Source organism: Xylocopilactobacillus apis (genome assembly GCF_033095965.1).
In the GTDB taxonomy this organism is placed as follows: Bacteria; Bacillota; Bacilli; order Lactobacillales; family Lactobacillaceae; genus Xylocopilactobacillus; species Xylocopilactobacillus apis.
In genome coordinates this window covers 1,129,820-1,147,410 of sequence record NZ_AP026801.1, presented here as the reverse complement: position 1 = coordinate 1,147,410, position 17,591 = coordinate 1,129,820, and the positions used below count along the sequence as shown (strand labels likewise).

Here is a 17,591-nt window from a genome sequence, read left to right as displayed (position 1 = left end):
AAGTGAAATATAATTAAATTATGAATAATACGGATAATTCTCATTCTAATAGCAAAATTCGGACTTTTTTAGTTGGAATTTTAGTTTTAGCAATTGGGGTTTTAATAGGTTTTTTCATCCCCCATACCCAAAAACCTGTAACAGAACGTCATTCTGAAAGTTCTGAGACACAAAAGTCGACAAAAAAAGAATCGAATGATGATTATTTAAGTCAAGTAAAAAATTTAATTAAAACAAAATATTATCAGCCCGTTGATGAAACAAAATTAACTAATGGGTCAATTAAAGGAATGCTTGATAGTCTAGATGATCCTTATACTACATATTTAGATAAGCAGGAGGCCCAATCTTTAACTGACACAATATCCTCTAGTATTGTGGGAATTGGTGTGACAGTGATGGAAAAAAATAAGTTAATTGTTGTTGACAGCACCGTCAGTGGGACACCAGCAAAAAAAGCCGGAATTAGATCTAAAGATATCATCGTTAAGGTTAATGGAAAATCGGTTCTCGGAAAAAGGTCAACTGAAGTCACTAAATTAATTAGAGGTAAAAAAGGAACTTCTGTTACTGTTACGGTAAGAAGGGGCAGTAAAGATATTGATTTTAAGATGACCAGAGATACTATTCCAATTGAAACTGTTAAGCACAAAATGCTGACAAAAAATATCGGATATTTATCGGTATCAACTTTTTCAAATCCTACAACGAGCGAATTTAAAAAGGCTATTACTAGTTTACGTAAGTCAGGGGCTAAGAAATTCGTTGTTGATATGAGAGGAAATCCTGGTGGTGAATTAAAACAAGCTCTTTCAATGTCCAGTATGTTCGTGAAAGATGGGAAAACCATTATGCAGGTTCAAGGAAGGCAAAAGAGTGATTTAACTGTTTATGATGCTGGTCCTAAAATGGATGGAGGATTTAAAGTTACTGAACCAACAGTTGTTTTAATTGATGGCGATAGTGCTAGTGCTGCTGAAATATTTACCGCAGCTTTAAAATCAAGTAATATTCCCGTTGTTGGCAAAAAGTCTTTTGGTAAAGGAACGGTTCAATCAGTTGTAGAGTTACCTGATGATGCTGAGTTAAAAATGACGATTGCTAAATGGCTAACCCCCGATGGAAGTTGGATTCATCACAAAGGAATTAAGCCCGATTATGTGGTAAATTATCCCGAATATACCAATTTAATTATTAATGATGTTAAAAAGCCTTTAAAGAAAGGCGATGTTTCAGGAAATGTTAAAACAATTCAAAAAGGCTTGTTAGCTCTAGGGTACCAACCAGGAAATCAAAAAGGTATTTTTGATGATGCTACAGAAAATGCAGTTAAAGATTTTCAAACAAAAAGAAAAATTAGTGTAAATGGCACAATCGATGAAAGTACAGTACAGGAAGTTTTACGTGCTTTGAGTGAGTTGGAACAAAAACAAGATCCAATGCAGAAAAAGGCAATAGATTTATTACAAAATTAGATTTTGGCAGGTAAGCAGATTTGGCCCAATACTTAACAGTGAAAAGTCGAGCACGTCGAAAATATTTAAAAAGTCAGGCTAACAAAACCGAACGGCTGCTTTACTATATTCAATTACTGTTCGTTTCCTTAATTAATATTATTGTTGTATTAGTAATTTTTACGTTCTTTTTTAGAAATTCGATCGTTGATGGGGATTCCATGCGCCCAACTTTTGAAAATAAAGACCAAAATATTTTACGTAAATTTGGTAAAATTAAACGTTTTGATATTATTGTTTTTAATCCCCCTAAAGGATATGCGGGCATAAATCCTAAAGATCATTTTATTAAAAGGGTGATCGGATTACCTGGAGATAAAATTACCTTTAAAGATAATAAACTCTATATTAACGGTAAAAAGTATTCAGAAACATTTTTAAAAGATATTGATGATAGTAAAGATGTTACCGTCGATTTTAAGATGGAAGATCTTCCCGCAACAAATCACACAAAAAAAGTACCTGCAGATAGCTATTTTGTAATGGGTGATAATAGAGCTCATTCTTCAGACAGCCGCTATTTCGGGTTTGTTAAAAGTAATCGGATTGACGGAATTGTGTTCTTCCGTTTTTCTCCGATTTCTAAGTTTAGGTTTTTTTAATGACAGGTGAATGGTTCCCTGGCCATATGGCCAAAACAAAAAGATTATTAACTGAGAAGAAAAAAGAGATTGATTTAGCTTTAATTCTTTTAGATGCTCGCGCACCTATTAGTTCAATTAATCAGTATTTGAATGAAGTTTTTATAGATAAACCAAAGATTTATCTTTTAAACAAAACTGATCTGGCAGATCCCGAAATCACTCAACTTTGGCTTGACTATTTTCGTGAGACTAATCAGCAGGTTTTAACAATTAATGCTGCAAAAGGATCTGGCCTTAGATCGGTTGTTAAGGCTGCTGAATCAACAGTTCTAAATAGTAAAAAGAAGTACGTTAATCTTGGGTTAAAGAATATTCCGGTGCGTTCAGCGATAATCGGCATTCCCAATGTTGGTAAGTCAACGCTGCTTAATAGAATTATGAATAAGAAGTCGGCAGTGGTTCAAAATAAACCGGGATTAACAAGAAATTTACTTTGGTATAAAGTTAACGACCATTTTAAAATTTTAGATACCCCTGGCATGTTGTGGCCTAAATTTGAGAGCCCTGAAACGGGGTATAAAATAGCTTTATTAAATTCAATTGCTAATTACATTTATGACCCTGAAAAAGTAGTTGATTTTTTACTACAAACAGTTAGCCAATACTATCCAGAAAAATCTCAAATGTATTTTAACAATTGTTCATCATGGATTCAGTTTATGGAAGGTCATGATGTTGATGACACTGCAAAAAAAGCAGAAGAAATTATTAATGATTTTAGAACTTTGAAATATGGAAAAATAACCCTTGAAAGACCAGAAGAAATTATCAATACCGAAGATTAAAGAGAGGCTGAAAGAGAAAGATGTTTCGCCTCTTTTTTTGCATGAGTTAAAAAAAGATTCACGCAAAAGTGTTCAAGTTTTATTAAAATCTTATGAGCGAAAATGTGAACTTATTAGAATTAAAAAACTTGAATATGAACAAAAAAGTACCTTTGAAGCTAAATTCTGGAGTCAAAATAAAATAGTTGCCGGTGTTGATGAAGTTGGTAGAGGTTGTCTGGCAGGTCCTGTCGTGTGTGGGGCAGTTGTTTTAGATTCTAGGCATCCAATTTTAGGAATTGATGATTCTAAAAAGTTGTCAGTTAGAGAACGTGAACGTTTGTCTGAAGAAATAAAAAAGTATGCTATTTGTTATAGCGTAGCCATAATTTCTCCAAAAAAAATTGATCAAATTAATATTTTGGAAGCGAGTCGGCTAGGAATGCTCCAAGCGGTTAATAAATTAAAAATTACACCGCAAGAACTTTTAATAGATGCGATTCATATTAATTCTTCTATTCCTCAAACGGATATTGTTAAAGGCGATGCAAGAAGTGTAAGTATTGGAGCAGCCAGCATTATTGCTAAAGTTTACCGTGATGCCTTGATGACAAAGTATGATTCATTCTACCCAGAGTATAATTTCAAAAAAAATAAAGGATACGGCACAAAAGATCATTTATCAGCGCTTGAAAAATATGGAATTACCCCGATTCATCGTCAAAGTTTTTCACCCGTTCAAAAATTTAATGCGTAATCTTTTTATGTAGGAGGTAAATTAATTAAAAATATAAGCTGCACTGATTTATTTTTTTCCAAAATTAAAAAACTGCGTAATCTTTTTATGTAGGAGGTAAATTAATTAAAAATTATAAGCTGCACTGATTTATTTTTTTCCAAAATTAAAAAACTGCGTAATCTTTTTATGTAGGAGGTAAATTAATTAAAAATTATAAGCTGCACTGATTTATTTTTTTTCCAAAATTAAAAAACTGCGTAATCTTTTTATGTAGGAGGTAAATTAATTAAAAATTATAAGCTGCGCTGATTTATTTTTTTCCAAATTAAAAAAACTGCGTAATTTCTTTATGTAGGAGGTAATTAATTGAAATTACGAGATGCTTTACTAAATGGCTTTTTGAGTCAAACATTTACTTATCGCAATTATATTTCTTTGATTGAGAACAGCTCACTATATGATGAAAAAGATCTTGATTTTCACGATATTATGCGGTTTTCTCATCTGAGTTCAAAATATATTGATGAGTATACAAATTATCCTTTCAAAGCACATTTAGTCGAAAACGAAAAGAGAGGAGTAAAATTTTTAACAATTTTAGACTCTGAGTATCCAGATCGACTATTAGAAAGTTATGATCCACCAATTATTCTAAGTTATCAGGGAAATTTAGACTTATTAAAAACTAAATGCTTGGGGATTGTAGGAGGAAGAGAGTGTCCATCTAACTCTTTTGAAATAATTAATCGGTTGTGTCCAGAGTTAATTCAAGATAAAATCACTGTTGTTAGTGGTTTAGCTAGAGGTATAGATGCAATTGCGTTAAGTTCGGCTATTAATCACCGTGGGAACGTAATTGCAGTAATTGCAACAGGTCTTTACCAATACTATCCGGTAGAAAATAAACAATTACAGCAAAATATTGCGCAAAATCATTTATTAATTTCAGAATACGTGCCTTGGATTCGAGCAAAAAGATTTCATTTTCCAGAGCGCAACCGGATCATTGCTGGCATATCGCATGGAGTTTTAGTTGCTAGTGCAAAGGATCATTCAGGCAGTTTAATCACGGGGAATCTAGCTTTACAAAATAATCGAGAAGTTTTTGCTTTACCAGGAGAAGCAGATGATCCATTGTATGAAGGATCTAATAAATTGATTCAGGCTGGTGCAAAACTCGTCCTTAAGTCGGAGGACGTTAATTGTGAATTACAATATTATTGGTAAGTTTAATATTGACAGCAGTAGTATTCTTATTTAGGTATATGAATTTTTAAAGATTGGATGATTAGATGGTAAGTTCAACAAAAAAAAGAACAACAAAAAAAAATTTAGTTATCGTTGAGTCCCCCACCAAAGCTCAGACGATTGAAAGATATCTAGGAAGAAATTATCGAGTTGTTGCATCTAAGGGGCATATTCGAGATTTACCCAAAAGTAAGATGGGAGTAGATATTGAAAATAGTTTTAAGCCGGAATATATTTCGATTCGAGGTAAAGGTCCTGTTATTAAGGATTTAAAAAAAGAAGCAGCAAAGGCAAAACAAGTTTATCTGGCTTCAGATCCGGATCGTGAAGGTGAGGCGATAGCTTGGCATGTAAGCCATATTCTGGGTCTTAAAGAAACTGATAAAAATCGTGTGGTATTTAATGAAATAACTAAGGATACAGTTAAGGAAGCTTTTAAAAACCCTCGTCAAATCAATATGAATTTAGTTGATGCTCAGCAGGCACGAAGAGTTTTAGACCGCATTGTTGGATATTCAATTAGTCCGATTCTTTGGCGGAAAGTTAAAAAAGGTCTTTCGGCTGGGAGAGTTCAATCTGTTGCACTGAAGTTAATTATTGATCGGCAAAATGAGATTGATAAATTTGTACCAGAAGAATATTGGACAATTGAGGCTAATTTTAAAAAGGACCGAAAAACTTTTATTGGTGAATTTTATGGAGTCGGTGGTAAAAAGAAAAAATTAAGTAATGATCAAGATGTTAAAGAGGTCATTACGAAACTCGATAAGAAAAAAGAGTTTAATGTTACGGATGTAAAAAAAAGGCAGACTAGGAAAAATCCTAATCCAGCTTTTACAACATCAACTTTACAGCAGGTTGCAAATCGTAAATTAAATTTTCATACTAAGAAAACGATGATGTTAGCTCAGCAATTGTATGAAGGAGTTAATTTAGGCGGTAAAACTGGTCATGCTGGTTTGATTACATATATGAGAACTGATTCCGTCCGGGTATCTCCAACAGCGGTTGAAGAATCACATAAATTTATTTTAGATAAGTATGGAAAAGAATATGTTGGTTCACGAGTTGCTAAAAATAATAAAAAAGAAAAAGTTCAAGACGCTCATGAAGCCATTCGTCCGAGTTCAGTTCTAAGAACTCCTCAATCTTTAAAAGACATTTTGTCACGTGATCAGCTGCGTTTATATACACTTATTTGGGATCGCTTTGTTGCCAGTCAGATGTCAGCTGCTGTTTATGACACAATGAGTACTAATGTTGAACAAAATGATGTTCAATTTCAGGTCAAAGGTTCAAAATTAGTTTTTCCAGGATTTACTAAAGTTTATAAAGATAGTGATTCAAAAAATGACGGTGAATTACCTGATCTTAAAACCGGAGACAAGGTGACGTTGAGTAAGTTATCTCCGGCTCAGCATTTTACCCAGCCGCCTGCAAAATATACTGAAGCAAGTTTAGTTAAAGCATTAGAGGAAAACGGTGTTGGTCGTCCTTCAACTTTTTCACCAATCATTGATACTCTTCAAAAAAGGTATTACGTCAAATTAAATGCAAAACGATTTGAACCGACAGATTTAGGGAAAATCGTTAATAATATTATTGAGGAGTTCTTCCCAGAAATAGTAAATATTGGTTTCACAGCAGATATTGAGACAAATCTTGATAATGTTGAACAGGGAATCAACGACTGGGTTTCATTGGTCGATAAATTTTATCAAAAGTTTGAACCAGAAGTTGATAATGCCGATAAAAAAATTGAGAAAATTGAGTTTAAGTTTGAACTTGTGGGCGATAATTGTCCTGAATGTGGGGCACCGTTGGTTTATAAAATGGGTCGTTACGGTAAGTTCATTGCCTGCAGCAGATTTCCTGATTGCCGCTACACTAAAGCAGTAGTTAAAGAAATTGGAATGACTTGTCCAGTGTGTCATGAAGGGGAAGTTATTGAAAAACATACTAAGCGTAATCGTCTGTTTTATGGATGTTCACGCTATCCTAAATGTGAATTTATGTCCTGGGATAAGCCAGTTCCAAGAAATTGTCCTAACTGCGACCATTTCTTAGTCGAAAAGAAAGTAAAAAATACACTACAAGTTGTATGTCCTAACGGAGATTATGCAGAAGAGGTACAAAAATAATGAGTGATCAAATTGTCGATATCATTGGTGCTGGTTTAGCTGGTTCTGAGGCGGCTTACCAGCTCGCAAAAAGGGGAGTCCACGTTCGACTTCACGAAATGCGCAGCAAAAAAATGACGCCAGCTCATCATACAGATCAATTTGCTGAATTAGTTTGTACTAATTCAATGCGATCTAACGATATAACTAACGGAGTTGGTCTACTAAAAGAAGAAATGCGCCAACTGGATTCGATAATTATGAAATCTGCTGATGCTCATCAGGTCCCAGCAGGTAGTGCTTTAGCGGTTGATCGTGACAACTTTTCTGAATTTGTAACCAAAAGTTTAAAAGAGATGCCTAATATTGAAGTAGTTAATGATGAAGTTAAAAATATTGGTGATAACTACACCATTGTTGCAACAGGTCCCTTAACTTCTGATGATTTATCAAAATCAATTAAGGAGATTACGGGTCAAAATCAATTATATTTTTATGACGCTGCAGCACCAATTATTTCAAGCGAAGGTATTGATCGAAGTGTTGTTTACGAAAAGTCTCGCTACGATAAGGGAGAGGCTGCGTATCTCAATTGTCCGATGAACGAAGAGCAGTTTAAACGATTTTATGAAGCATTAATAGGCGCTGAGACAGCAGAATTACACGATTTTGAGGATGAAAAATATTTTGAAGGCTGTATGCCGGTTGAAGAAATGGCATCGCGCGGAGAAAAAACTCTATTATTTGGTCCTTTAAAGCCAGTTGGGTTAGAAACTCCTAGTGGAGAAATGCCGTATGCAGTTGTTCAATTACGCCAAGATAACGTTTCAAAATCCATGTATAACATTGTCGGTTTTCAAACCCATTTAAAATGGGGAGAACAAAAAAGAGTTTTTCAGATGATTCCAGGCCTTGAGAATGTTGAATTTATCCGATACGGTGTGATGCATCGAAATACTTTTTTAAATTCTCCTGGCATGCTTAGCGGAAATTATCAATTAAAAGATAACTCGAAAATTTATTTTGCCGGTCAGATAACTGGAGTTGAAGGATACGTTGAAAGTGCTGGCAGTGGCCTTTTTGCAGCACTATCGCTTTTCAAACAGCTAAAAGGCGAAAAACTAAAAGTTGATCCGAAAACAATGATTGGGGCAATGGGAAATTACGTAGCAAATGCTGATTCTAAATATTTTCAGCCAATGAATGCTAACTTTGGGATTGTTACTCCCTTAGATCAAAAAATTCGCAACAAAAAAGAACGAAGACAATTAATGGCGGAGCGAGCACTAGAAATTGTTAAACAAATGGAGGTTTAAGATTGAAGGGGCAAAATCAGCTCCAAATTCATAATTTTATTGATTTCTTAAAAGACTTTAAACATTACTCTTCAAAAACCATTAGTGCTTATGAACGTGACCTAAAAGATTTCTTCGTCTTCTTGAATGACAAATCATTCGAGGATGTTGTAAAAAAAGATTATTTTCTGTATTTAAACTACCTAGATAAAAAATATGCACAAAGCTCAATTGACCGAAAAAAATCATCTTTAGCAAGTTTCTTTCAATATTTACTTCAACAAGGTAAAATAGTAGTGAATCCAATTAAAAAAATTAAAGGTTCAAAAAAAGCAAAACATTTACCTAAAATTATGTATCAAGATGAATTAAATGAATTGATTGATGAAATTCCGATGGGCACAAATTTGGAAATTAGGGACCGTTTGATTTTTGAATTGTTGTACTCGACGGGGATCAGAATTTCCGAAGCAGTTAATATTAAACTTAATGAGATTGATTTTAATTTAAAAGTAATTTTAGTTCATGGAAAAGGGAGCAAAGATCGTTATGTTCCGTTTAATGAAAATTTTCAAAAAATTTTGAATCTTTATCTAAAAGATGCAAGACCATCGATATTGGCCCAAAAAAAGTGTGATTTTTTGATTTTAAATTCAAAAGGGGACAAATTGACGGATCGAGGATTGGAATACATTTTTGATCAAGTTTTATTAAAAATTAATAAACCTGGGATTCATCCTCATATCTTAAGACATTCACTTGCAACCCATTTATTGGATAATGGAGCAGATTTAAGAATTGTTCAAGAGTTGTTGGGTCACTCTTCAATAAATACCACCCAAATATATACACATGTATCAATAAAAAAGTTACAGGATGTCTATAAAAAAGATTTTCCTAGAAAGTGAGTTAAATAATGACAACAATTTGCGTTGTTAGAAATGATAAACAAGTAGCAATTGCAGGGGACGGACAAGTTACTGCCGGTGAGAAATACATTATGAAAGGTAACGCTCAGAAAATCCGCCGAATCTATGATGGTAAAGTTTTATCAGGTTTTGCCGGAGGCGTTGCTGATGCAGTAACTCTTCAAGATCGTTTTGTAGAAAAATTAAAAAAATATGGTGGAGATTTAAGACGTTCTGCTGTTGAATTAGCTCAAGATTGGCGCAAAGATCAAATGCTTCAAAAACTTGAAGCAATGCTAATTGTTGCTGATAAGAAAGATATGCTTTTAGTTTCAGGAACTGGTGAGATAATTCAGCCGGAATTTGATGTCTTAGCAATTGGCTCTGGCGGCAATTTTGCCCAGGCTTCAGCAATGGCATTACTAGATAACACAAAACTTTCTCCCGAAAAAATTGTCCAGAAAAGCGTTAAAATAGCGTCAGAAATTGATATTTTTACAAATTCTGATATTAAAGTTGAGGTATTAGATCGAAATGAATAATAAAACATTAACCCCTAAAGAAATCGTATCAGAGCTTGATAAATATGTAATTGGTCAAGATGAAGCCAAAAAAGCAATTTCAATTGCCGTATTTAACCGTCACCGTCGTCTGTTGTTAAATCGTCAATGGCAAGAAGCAATCACTCCAAAAAATTTAATGATGATTGGACCTACTGGGGTCGGAAAAACAGAAATTGCTCGTCGTTTAGCAAAAGTTGTTGGGGCTCCTTTTATTAAAGTTGAAGCAACGAAATTCACTGAAGTTGGATATGTCGGCCGGGATGTAGAATCCATGGTTCGTGATTTAGCTGATATTTCTGCCAATATGGAAGCAAAAAAGAGAAGGAAAAATGTTCGTGATGAAGCTAGAAGAGCTGCGAACAAGCGCCTTATTGAAATATTAGTACCAGAGAAAAAAGAAAAAGAGCAAGTTGATACTAATTCAATGATTAATGCTCTTAACAATTTTGGAAATGCATTGGGACTCGGACCTGCTGTTGAAGAAGCCGATATTCCGGCTAAAAAAGAGACAATCGATAATAGAACTCCTGAACAAAAAGAAGCTGATGCAAAGAAGGAAAAACAGAAGCTAATTTTTGATCGGATGGGAATTTCGGAACAGCTCCAAAATGGGGAACTTGAAGATAAAGTTATAACTCTTAAGGTTAAAGATAATCTTCAATCAAATCCATCATTAGAAAACATGGGTTCAATTGGAATTGATATGTCGGAAACTCTTGATCGATTGGTTCCACCTAAATATACTGAACGTAAAATGACTGTTAAAGAAGCACGTGAAGTTTTAATTGAAGAAGAATCAGATAAATTGATCGATTCTAGTGATTTAAACGAAGCTGCTGTTAAATTGACTGAAAACTCAGGAATAATTTTTATTGATGAGTTTGATAAGATTGCTTCTAGTAATTCACGAAATAGTGGGGAAGTATCAAGAGAAGGGGTTCAGCGCGATATTTTACCAATTGTTGAAGGATCGCAAGTAAAAACCAAATATGGAATGGTTGACACTGATCATATTTTGTTCATTGCATCGGGAGCTTTTCAAGAAAGTAAACCAAGTGATCTGATTGCTGAATTACAAGGCCGTTTTCCAATTAGAGTAGAGTTAAAGAATTTATCTGAAGAAGATTTTAGACGAATTTTGACTGAGCCGGATGATGCAATTATTAAACAATATGTTGAATTAATTAAAACAGACGGAGTAGATTTAAGCTTCAGTTCTGAGGCAATTGATAAAATTGCTGAGATTTCAGCTAAACTTAATGAAACGAATGAAAATATTGGAGCTCGTCGTTTGGCAACAGTAATTGAAAAATTGCTTGAAGACATTCTTTTTGAAACTCCAGGCATGCAGACAGGAAAGATTGAAATTACTGATAAGTACGTTGAAGATAAATTAACTGGTATTATTTCTAACCGTGATCTTAGCGAGTATATCCTTTAAAAAGACAAATTAAAAACAGTTTAGATTGATTCATTGAATCGATTTAAACTGTTTTTTTGTTAAAGAGAAAAAGGAATTTTTAATTTAGATTTGTTTAAATTAATTTGGTAAGTTTGCGGTGTGACGACATGAATCGTATATTTCATATCGCTGCCAAAAAGAATTAATCTTAGTTTTGAAATTTTTAGAACTTCGTAGATTGTCGGCTGTAAAGCAAGTGTCAATTTTAACGGAGTATTTGGGATTATTTCATTTACTATTCCAGGTCCTTGAATATTTTGTAAATTAAGGTGTCCAAACGTTATTAAGCGGTATTCAAATGATTTTTGGTTGAAATTAACGAGAGGAGTTCGTTCTTGATGGGGTGTAATTTGAAAAAAGCGATCAGGTACGGGAGCGGGAGTCTTAGTTGAAATTTTTTGTGGTTTAATTTCATACAACGCTGCACTTAATAAGCCAGTTCTTTGATTTGTTGAAATTTCAGTCTCAATTTTAACTTGTCCGTTAATGGTGAATTTCTCATCCGGCTGATAATTAAAAACAAAACATTGATCTTTAAACACCGGATCATTTAAAGCAAAAGAATCCTCATATTTAGTTAACTTTTGATCAAATTTATCTTTAAAAATATGAGTTAAATTATCACTATAGGAAACAATTGAACTTCCTAATTTAATTTCTTTATTATTTTTGCCGCCCCAAGCAGACTGCTCTTTCCATTGGTCAGGAGTTCGATTATTTTCAACAATTATATTTGGTAATGTATCCACTATCTTGTTGTCAATATTATATAGATGATTGGACAACCAAAGATTACAAATGTCTAAATAATCAATCGATTGAATGTTGTGAGGACTGATATGTTCGCCTTGATGAAGAATCACTTTTATTTTTGCATTTTTAGCAATTTGATTAACGTTATAAACATTAATCGGTTTAACATTCCAATCATTTAAACCGTGAGCGTAAAGACAATCAATTTTGATATTAGAAGCTTCTAGTAAATAGTTGCGATCGTTCCAAAAATTGTTGTAGTTGCCTGTATCACGATCTTGCTGTTCTCTTAACTTCTCCATATGAGAAAGAAATTTCTCGTGTGTTTTTAAATAGTCAGCGCCGCTAAACCAGCGGGAATAGGTGTCTAATGCTAAAACATCGGCATCTTCGCCAGGAAAACCACCAGGAGCTACCACTAATCCATTTTCTCGGTAATAATCGTACCAGTTTGAAATGGCAGATTCTGAAATAATAGTCTTTAACCCACGGGGATTTTGAGTTGCAGTAGCGGTAGCAAGGGTACCTAGATAACTGCGTCCGGTCATTGCCACAGATCCATTGGTCCATTGAATTGTTACTTTCTCTTCACCATACCTCGTATAGAATCCTTTTTCGTTGCCGCTAAGAAACTCAACTGCTTTAGAGTATGTTAAAGTTTCAGCTCGATCTCCAGTTGTCCTCATTCCATCAGAATTACGGGTCCCAAGTCCTGCAACATAAGCTACAGCAAATCCTCGGGGAATGAAAAAGTCATTAAGGGGGATGTTATTAGATTCTTGATTTTCTGATCGATGTTCAGGTTTTTTGATCCCGTCTTTTATGATCTTAGCAGGGGCAGTTGGATAGTTACTAATTTTTTGAGTCTTAAACTCTGTGACCGATTTTTCTTTGAGATTTCCTTCAATGGTGTTTAAATTTTGTTCCATCTCATTGGTTCCTTCAAAGTAGGGATCAGCGCAAAGAAGAACGGGAACTTTATTTGTTGTATCGGGTCTTGTCACTTGAACCAAAACTCGATCGCTAAATCCATCATCATCGGTATCAATGTTCGTATCGATATAATAACTTTCTTTAATAAATTTATTGAAAACAGGAAGTGATTTTCCTGCAAAAAAGATTGGCTTTGAATTGTTCTCAACTCGATTAACTAAAAAGTCATCATTAGTTAAATTGTCGATTAATGATAGCCCGTTTGCCGCTCGTAGGTTAAGCGCGTTAAAAATAAAATCATCAATGTTAGTAAGATCGACAACTTGATCATCAAGAATCGATTGGTTAATTTCTTTTAGAAAGGCAAAAGATTTGCCAACTTTGAATTCAATTCCCAAATGAAAATCCATAATTTGAAGAATAATGGTATAAAATTCTTCAGCATAGATATTGTCAGGCGAAGAATCAAGCAACTGTTCTAAATTAATCTTTTCATTAACTGCAATCGATTTTGTCAAACTTTCCTGCACAATTAAAGCTTTAAAGTAAAACTCGATTCTTTTTGAAAAAATTGGGATATCGATATAAAAGTTTATATTTTTTAATTCTTCTTTTGGATTAAATTTACGGTAATCTGAAAATGTATTATATTTCATCATGCTTTATCTATTTTTAATTGGCTGTCCTTCATCGTCTAAATTTAAATGCTGCATAATTAGCGCAGCTGTTTCTTCTATTGAACGATGAGCAGTGTTTATTACAATACAGTTTAATTTTTTAAATATATCATCGGCATATGATAGTTCCTCTTTTACATTGTCCATATCTGAATAAGTCGCATCCGGACTAAGTCCATAAGAAATCAGACGTTCTCTGCGAAACTTATTTAATACCTCAGGATCAGTCGTTAGACCAACTATTTTTTTACTGTCGATTTGAAATAATTCTTTTGGCACGTCTGCATTTTTTACTAAAGGATAGTTGGCCACCTTAAGATTACGATTAGCTAAGAAGAGCGATAGAGGAGTTTTTGAAGTTCGAGAGACTCCGACTAGAACTAAATCTGCTTCTAAAAATCCTTTTGGATCCTTACCGTCATCATAAAGTACCGCAAATTCAACTGCTGAAATTCGATTAAAATAATTATCATTTAATCGATGAACTGCACCCACTTCTCCACTAGGCTCAATTCCGGTCTTTTCTTTAACAAAATCAATGATCGGACTCATTAAATCAAAACTTGGGACATTTCGAGCTTTTGTATAGCTAGTCATATATTTAGCTAAACCTTTTCCGCCTAACGAGAAGATGATGATTGCATTATTGTCTGCTGCTTCGTCAACTAGTTTAGTAATCTTTTTTTCATCGTTACTAAAAGGAAACTTTATGTAACTTACCTCAATACTTGGAAATTGAGCCATAATTGCTCGTGCTATTTTTGTTGCTGTATCGCCTAAAGAATCAGATACAGCGTAAACAGTTAATTTTTTATCCATTATTTCCTCCACTTTTATTAATAAGTATAACTAAATTTCTACATAAACTATAATTATTTTAAATGATCGGAGGATAGATTAATGGAAGTTTACGACGATGTTAATAACCCGCGGCATTATACAGAATATTATCCCTTACAGCCCATAGATGTGATTGAAAATACCCAAATGAGTTATAATTTGGGACAAATTTTTAAATATTTAGTTCGAGCCCCTTATAAGAACAATGAACTTGAAGATTTAAAGAAAGCAAAATATTATGTTAAATTGCTTAAATCAGAGGAAATAAAAAACTTTCTTAACTTTCCGTTTTCAAAAAAATATATTTACGAATTTTTTGAAAAAGCTTTAGATAAAAACGCTTTATCTCCATTTATTTTTTTTAATGCTTTTGATGAATCTTTTGCTAATAAAGATGATCAGTCTTTTGTTAAGCTTCTTAAAGAGCAAATTGAGTCAAGAATTGAGTATTTATCGTGATTAAACGTAACCTAAATTTAACAAAATATTTATTTTTAATCGGTATTAATTATGATTAAACATGCTAAAATAAGTGGTGGGAATATAGACCCAAAATAAGAAAATTAATGTTGACAGATAAAACTTTTGATAATTACTTGAACAAGTAATTAATCCAGATATTATTCTGAAATCGATTTTTGAAATAAAAAGAGTTGAGGGTTAATGACGTGTAAAAAGTAATCTGTACCAAGCACTTTTTTCTGTAGAATAAATAATTTAAATTTTTTATGATATGGAGGCACATATAATGTTTGCACAATTTTTTTCTAGTAAAACTCGCTCTAATTCGAATTATCGGAATCGAAAAGGTCTTACTAAAGGTATGAGAGCAAAAAAAACTGTCTGGGTTTCAACCCCGATGTCAATGAGATCTGTAAGTTTTACTTCTAACGTTTCTTCATCTGATCGTCCAGTTAAAATGCCTAAATAGTTTTTTGTGGGAGTTTCAAATTTCTGAAACTCTTTTTTTTTTGCAGCAAAAACTCCCCGTCGTCATTAAGACAACGAGGAGTCTGAAGTACAACAATTATTTAATTGGAAATGTTTCTTTACCAGACCCTTCACCAAATGGTCCTTTTATGGAGATTAGATCGACTGAATTTTTCTTATTATTAAGTTTGTAGGCAATTGCATTTTCAACGGTTTTACCCTGCTTAATCTCCGTCATTTGAGATTGAAGGTATTTATCATCAGGTAAAGCGGCTATCTGTAAATCATACTTTTTATTGTTAGATCCTAATTGCTGAGCTTTAAAAACGGCTTGCCATGCTGTAATTGGATCAACGTGATTGTTTTTATTTTTGTTCTTAACCTGATACCAAAAGGCAATAACTGGCGATTTCCCGTTCTTATTTCCTTTTTTACCAGGTTTAATCACCCGATATTTGGTTATTTTAATTGTGAACTCACTATTATCGACTTGTTTATTTTCAAAGTTAAACTTTTGAGTTTTAATTTTATCTTGGGAAGTGAGTTTCTTTTTATTTTTACTAATATGTTGTGAAGAAGAAGTAGATTTTTTAGAATCTGTATTACTACAGCCAAATAAAACCACTGTAGATAGTAAAATTGTTAATGCTGTTAAATTTTTTTTCATGTAAGGACTCCCAGCTAGCTTAATATTCGACGTAAATTATAGCATAAGTTATAAATTTTGAATTTTATGCTTTAAATATCTGCATAAGTATCTATAATAGAATAGTTTATTTTTAAAGGTAAGGAAGAAAATATTTAACATTGCGGGAATAATAAAATAATGAACACAAATTTTTCTGAAATTTTACATCGGTACCAGCGATGGAACAAATTAATGGCCGCGATTACTTACGCGATATCGGTCACAATTGCAATTAATGTTTTTTGGTCTTCAAGTAATTTATACGGTTCAGGAGTAACAGGACTTGCTCAGCTCATCCAAACTATTACAAGCCGTTACCTCCACATAGATTTTATGACGACTCCAGTAATGTTATTTGTTCTAAATATTCCAATAATGGTTATCGGATGGCAAAAAATTGGGCATCATTTTACTTTTTATACTATCGTTGCCTTGGGTCTATCAACAATTTTTATGCATTTTATTTCTGGAGAACCATTAACCAGTAATCCAATAATTAATGCGGTATTCGGGGGATTAATTAATGGTGCTGGGACAGGTTTTGCACTTAGAACCGGCATCTCAACTGGCGGTTTAGATATTATTGGGATCTTAATGCGCCGCAAAACTGGCAGGACAATTGGAACTATTAATATGATTTTTAATTTTTTTATTTTGTTGGCGTCAGCAATTCTTTTTGGGTGGTCGACAGCATTTTATAGTGCAATTGGAATTTTCGTTAGTGCGCGAGTAATGGACGCTTTATATACCCGTCAGCAAAGAATGCAAGTATTAATTGTTACCGATAAACCTAAGAGTGTAATTGAAAATATTAAAATTGGGCTGCATCGAGGAGTAACTATTATTGGAGAAGCTAAAGGGGCATATAGCAAAAATGAGAAAACAATTTTATTAACTATTATTTCTCGTTATGAGTTATATGATTTTAGAAATATTATGAAGGAGACCGATCCTCATTCTTTTGTGAGCATTACAAGTGTTGTTAAACTGTATGGTAATTTTTATGAGAAGAAAGTGAACTAATCGGTGATTATATCTTGCAATTGTTCGAATAATTATATATAATTCAATTCGTTATGTCACAGTGGCTCAGCTGGATAGAGCAACGGTCTTCTAAACCGTAGGTCGTGAGTTCGAATCTCACCTGTGACACTTGGTAGATATTTTATTTTTTAAGAATCCCAATTTAATGGGATTTTTTTTATGGTAAGGTACATATTTTTAATAATATCTATAGAATTGCTTATTTATCGGCAATTTCTAATTGACAACTCTTGATTATTCTAGTAGTATAAATCTTAATTATATAAGCGGAGGGGGGTTTGAATTTTGACGAGAACAGTTGTTCGGAAGAACGAATCTCTTGATGATGCTTTAAAACGTTTTAAAAGGGCAGTTTCAAAGAGTGGAACTTTACAGGAATATCGTAAACGTGAATTCTATGAAAAACCAAGTGTTAAGCGTAAGTTAAAGTCAGAAGCAGCACGCAAGAGAAAAAAGAAATAATGACGAA

At 33.4% G+C, this 17,591-nt stretch carries 17 protein-coding genes and 1 tRNA gene; 15 read left to right on the top strand and 3 right to left on the bottom strand.

Annotated elements, in window-relative coordinates; genetic code table 11:
* Positions 1 to 20 precede the first annotated feature (20 nt).
* The 10 genes from R8749_RS05480 (at position 21) to hslU (ending at position 11,236) form a co-directional block, all read left to right on the top strand.
* Positions 21 to 1,475 (top strand): S41 family peptidase, encoded by a 1,455-nt coding sequence (locus R8749_RS05480; RefSeq protein ID WP_317694761.1) that lies wholly within the window; start codon positions 21 to 23, stop codon positions 1,473 to 1,475.
* A gap of 20 nt (positions 1,476 to 1,495) precedes the next feature.
* Positions 1,496 to 2,116, top strand: a complete 621-nt coding sequence (gene lepB / locus R8749_RS05475) for a signal peptidase I (protein WP_317694759.1) — start codon at positions 1,496 to 1,498, stop codon at positions 2,114 to 2,116.
* Positions 2,116 to 2,943, top strand: coding sequence for a ribosome biogenesis GTPase YlqF (gene ylqF / locus R8749_RS05470; RefSeq protein ID WP_317694757.1), 828 nt, complete (start codon positions 2,116 to 2,118; stop codon positions 2,941 to 2,943). The genes lepB and ylqF overlap by 1 nt, the downstream gene beginning before the upstream one ends.
* Entirely contained in the window at positions 2,906 to 3,679 is a 774-nt protein-coding gene (locus R8749_RS05465) for a ribonuclease HII (RefSeq protein WP_317694755.1), read from the top strand. Before ylqF ends, R8749_RS05465 begins: the two co-directional genes overlap by 38 nt.
* Before the next feature lie 348 nt (positions 3,680 to 4,027).
* A complete protein-coding gene (dprA, locus tag R8749_RS05460; protein WP_317694753.1) occupies positions 4,028 to 4,888 on the top strand; it encodes a DNA-processing protein DprA in 861 nt (286 codons plus the stop codon).
* 65 nt (positions 4,889 to 4,953) lie between these two features.
* The gene (gene topA, locus R8749_RS05455) at positions 4,954 to 7,050 is read left to right on the top strand and encodes a type I DNA topoisomerase (RefSeq protein WP_317694751.1); all 2,097 of its coding nucleotides are present in this window, start codon (positions 4,954 to 4,956) and stop codon (positions 7,048 to 7,050) included.
* Positions 7,050 to 8,345, top strand: a complete 1,296-nt coding sequence (gene trmFO, locus R8749_RS05450; protein WP_317694749.1) for a methylenetetrahydrofolate--tRNA-(uracil(54)-C(5))-methyltransferase (FADH(2)-oxidizing) TrmFO — start codon at positions 7,050 to 7,052, stop codon at positions 8,343 to 8,345. Before topA ends, trmFO begins: the two co-directional genes overlap by 1 nt.
* Positions 8,346 to 8,347: 2 nt before the next feature.
* Positions 8,348 to 9,232, top strand: a complete 885-nt coding sequence (gene xerA / locus R8749_RS05445) for a site-specific tyrosine recombinase/integron integrase (protein ID WP_317694747.1) — start codon at positions 8,348 to 8,350, stop codon at positions 9,230 to 9,232.
* 8 nt (positions 9,233 to 9,240) lie between these two features.
* Complete coding sequence (gene hslV / locus R8749_RS05440) at positions 9,241 to 9,774, top strand: ATP-dependent protease subunit HslV (protein WP_317694745.1); 534 nt, start codon at positions 9,241 to 9,243, stop codon at positions 9,772 to 9,774.
* Complete coding sequence (gene hslU, locus R8749_RS05435) at positions 9,767 to 11,236, top strand: ATP-dependent protease ATPase subunit HslU (protein WP_317694743.1); 1,470 nt, start codon at positions 9,767 to 9,769, stop codon at positions 11,234 to 11,236. The genes hslV and hslU overlap by 8 nt, the downstream gene beginning before the upstream one ends.
* Positions 11,237 to 11,295: 59 nt before the next feature.
* Here hslU and R8749_RS05430 read toward each other — a convergent pair whose 3' ends face one another.
* Together R8749_RS05430 and R8749_RS05425 are read right to left on the bottom strand one after the other, a co-directional pair.
* Positions 11,296 to 13,602, bottom strand: a complete 2,307-nt coding sequence (locus R8749_RS05430; protein WP_317698480.1) for a Xaa-Pro dipeptidyl-peptidase — start codon at positions 13,600 to 13,602, stop codon at positions 11,296 to 11,298.
* Between the two features lie 3 nt (positions 13,603 to 13,605).
* Positions 13,606 to 14,439 carry a pyruvate, water dikinase regulatory protein gene (locus R8749_RS05425; protein ID WP_317698479.1) on the bottom strand — a complete coding sequence of 278 codons (834 nt, stop codon included), beginning with the start codon at positions 14,437 to 14,439 and terminating at the stop codon, positions 13,606 to 13,608.
* Between the two features lie 81 nt (positions 14,440 to 14,520).
* On the opposite strand from R8749_RS05425, the gene R8749_RS05420 reads away from it, so the two are divergent.
* Positions 14,521 to 14,919: a DUF3310 domain-containing protein gene (locus R8749_RS05420; RefSeq protein ID WP_317698477.1), complete on the top strand. Its 399-nt coding sequence runs from the start codon at positions 14,521 to 14,523 to the stop codon at positions 14,917 to 14,919.
* A gap of 289 nt (positions 14,920 to 15,208) precedes the next feature.
* Positions 15,209 to 15,391 (top strand): hypothetical protein, encoded by a 183-nt coding sequence (locus R8749_RS05415; protein ID WP_317698475.1) that lies wholly within the window; start codon positions 15,209 to 15,211, stop codon positions 15,389 to 15,391.
* A 96-nt stretch (positions 15,392 to 15,487) separates the two neighbouring features.
* Here the strand turns inward: R8749_RS05415 and R8749_RS05410 are convergent, their stop codons facing one another.
* Entirely contained in the window at positions 15,488 to 16,057 is a 570-nt protein-coding gene (locus R8749_RS05410; protein WP_317698473.1) for a DUF5067 domain-containing protein, read from the bottom strand.
* Between the two features lie 159 nt (positions 16,058 to 16,216).
* Here R8749_RS05410 and R8749_RS05405 point away from each other — a divergent pair, with 159 nt between their 5' ends.
* The 3 genes from R8749_RS05405 to rpsU all read left to right on the top strand — a co-directional run bounded on the left by R8749_RS05405 (position 16,217) and on the right by rpsU (position 17,584).
* Entirely contained in the window at positions 16,217 to 17,101 is an 885-nt protein-coding gene (locus R8749_RS05405; RefSeq protein WP_317698472.1) for a YitT family protein, read from the top strand.
* A 55-nt stretch (positions 17,102 to 17,156) separates the two neighbouring features.
* Positions 17,157 to 17,230, top strand: a tRNA-Arg gene (locus tag R8749_RS05400).
* Between the two features lie 177 nt (positions 17,231 to 17,407).
* Positions 17,408 to 17,584, top strand: a complete 177-nt coding sequence (gene rpsU / locus R8749_RS05395; RefSeq protein ID WP_317698471.1) for a 30S ribosomal protein S21 — start codon at positions 17,408 to 17,410, stop codon at positions 17,582 to 17,584.
* Positions 17,585 to 17,591: the final 7 nt, after the last annotated feature.

Bases quoted from the DNA above. Each gene is read 5' to 3' on its own strand.
- R8749_RS05480 (WP_317694761.1), top strand. From the start codon at position 21: ATGAATAATACGGATAATTCTCATTCTAATAGCAAAATTCGGACTTTT.
- ylqF (WP_317694757.1), top strand. From the start codon at position 2,116: ATGACAGGTGAATGGTTCCCTGGCCATATGGCCAAAACAAAAAGATTA.
- topA (WP_317694751.1), top strand. From the start codon at position 4,954: ATGGTAAGTTCAACAAAAAAAAGAACAACAAAAAAAAATTTAGTTATC.
- trmFO (WP_317694749.1), top strand. From the start codon at position 7,050: ATGAGTGATCAAATTGTCGATATCATTGGTGCTGGTTTAGCTGGTTCT.
- hslV (WP_317694745.1), top strand. From the start codon at position 9,241: ATGACAACAATTTGCGTTGTTAGAAATGATAAACAAGTAGCAATTGCA.
- hslU (WP_317694743.1), top strand. From the start codon at position 9,767: ATGAATAATAAAACATTAACCCCTAAAGAAATCGTATCAGAGCTTGAT.
- R8749_RS05430 (WP_317698480.1), bottom strand. From the start codon at position 13,602: ATGATGAAATATAATACATTTTCAGATTACCGTAAATTTAATCCAAAA.
- R8749_RS05425 (WP_317698479.1), bottom strand. From the start codon at position 14,439: ATGGATAAAAAATTAACTGTTTACGCTGTATCTGATTCTTTAGGCGAT.
- R8749_RS05420 (WP_317698477.1), top strand. From the start codon at position 14,521: ATGGAAGTTTACGACGATGTTAATAACCCGCGGCATTATACAGAATAT.
- R8749_RS05415 (WP_317698475.1), top strand. From the start codon at position 15,209: ATGTTTGCACAATTTTTTTCTAGTAAAACTCGCTCTAATTCGAATTAT.
- R8749_RS05410 (WP_317698473.1), bottom strand. From the start codon at position 16,057: ATGAAAAAAAATTTAACAGCATTAACAATTTTACTATCTACAGTGGTT.
- R8749_RS05405 (WP_317698472.1), top strand. From the start codon at position 16,217: ATGAACACAAATTTTTCTGAAATTTTACATCGGTACCAGCGATGGAAC.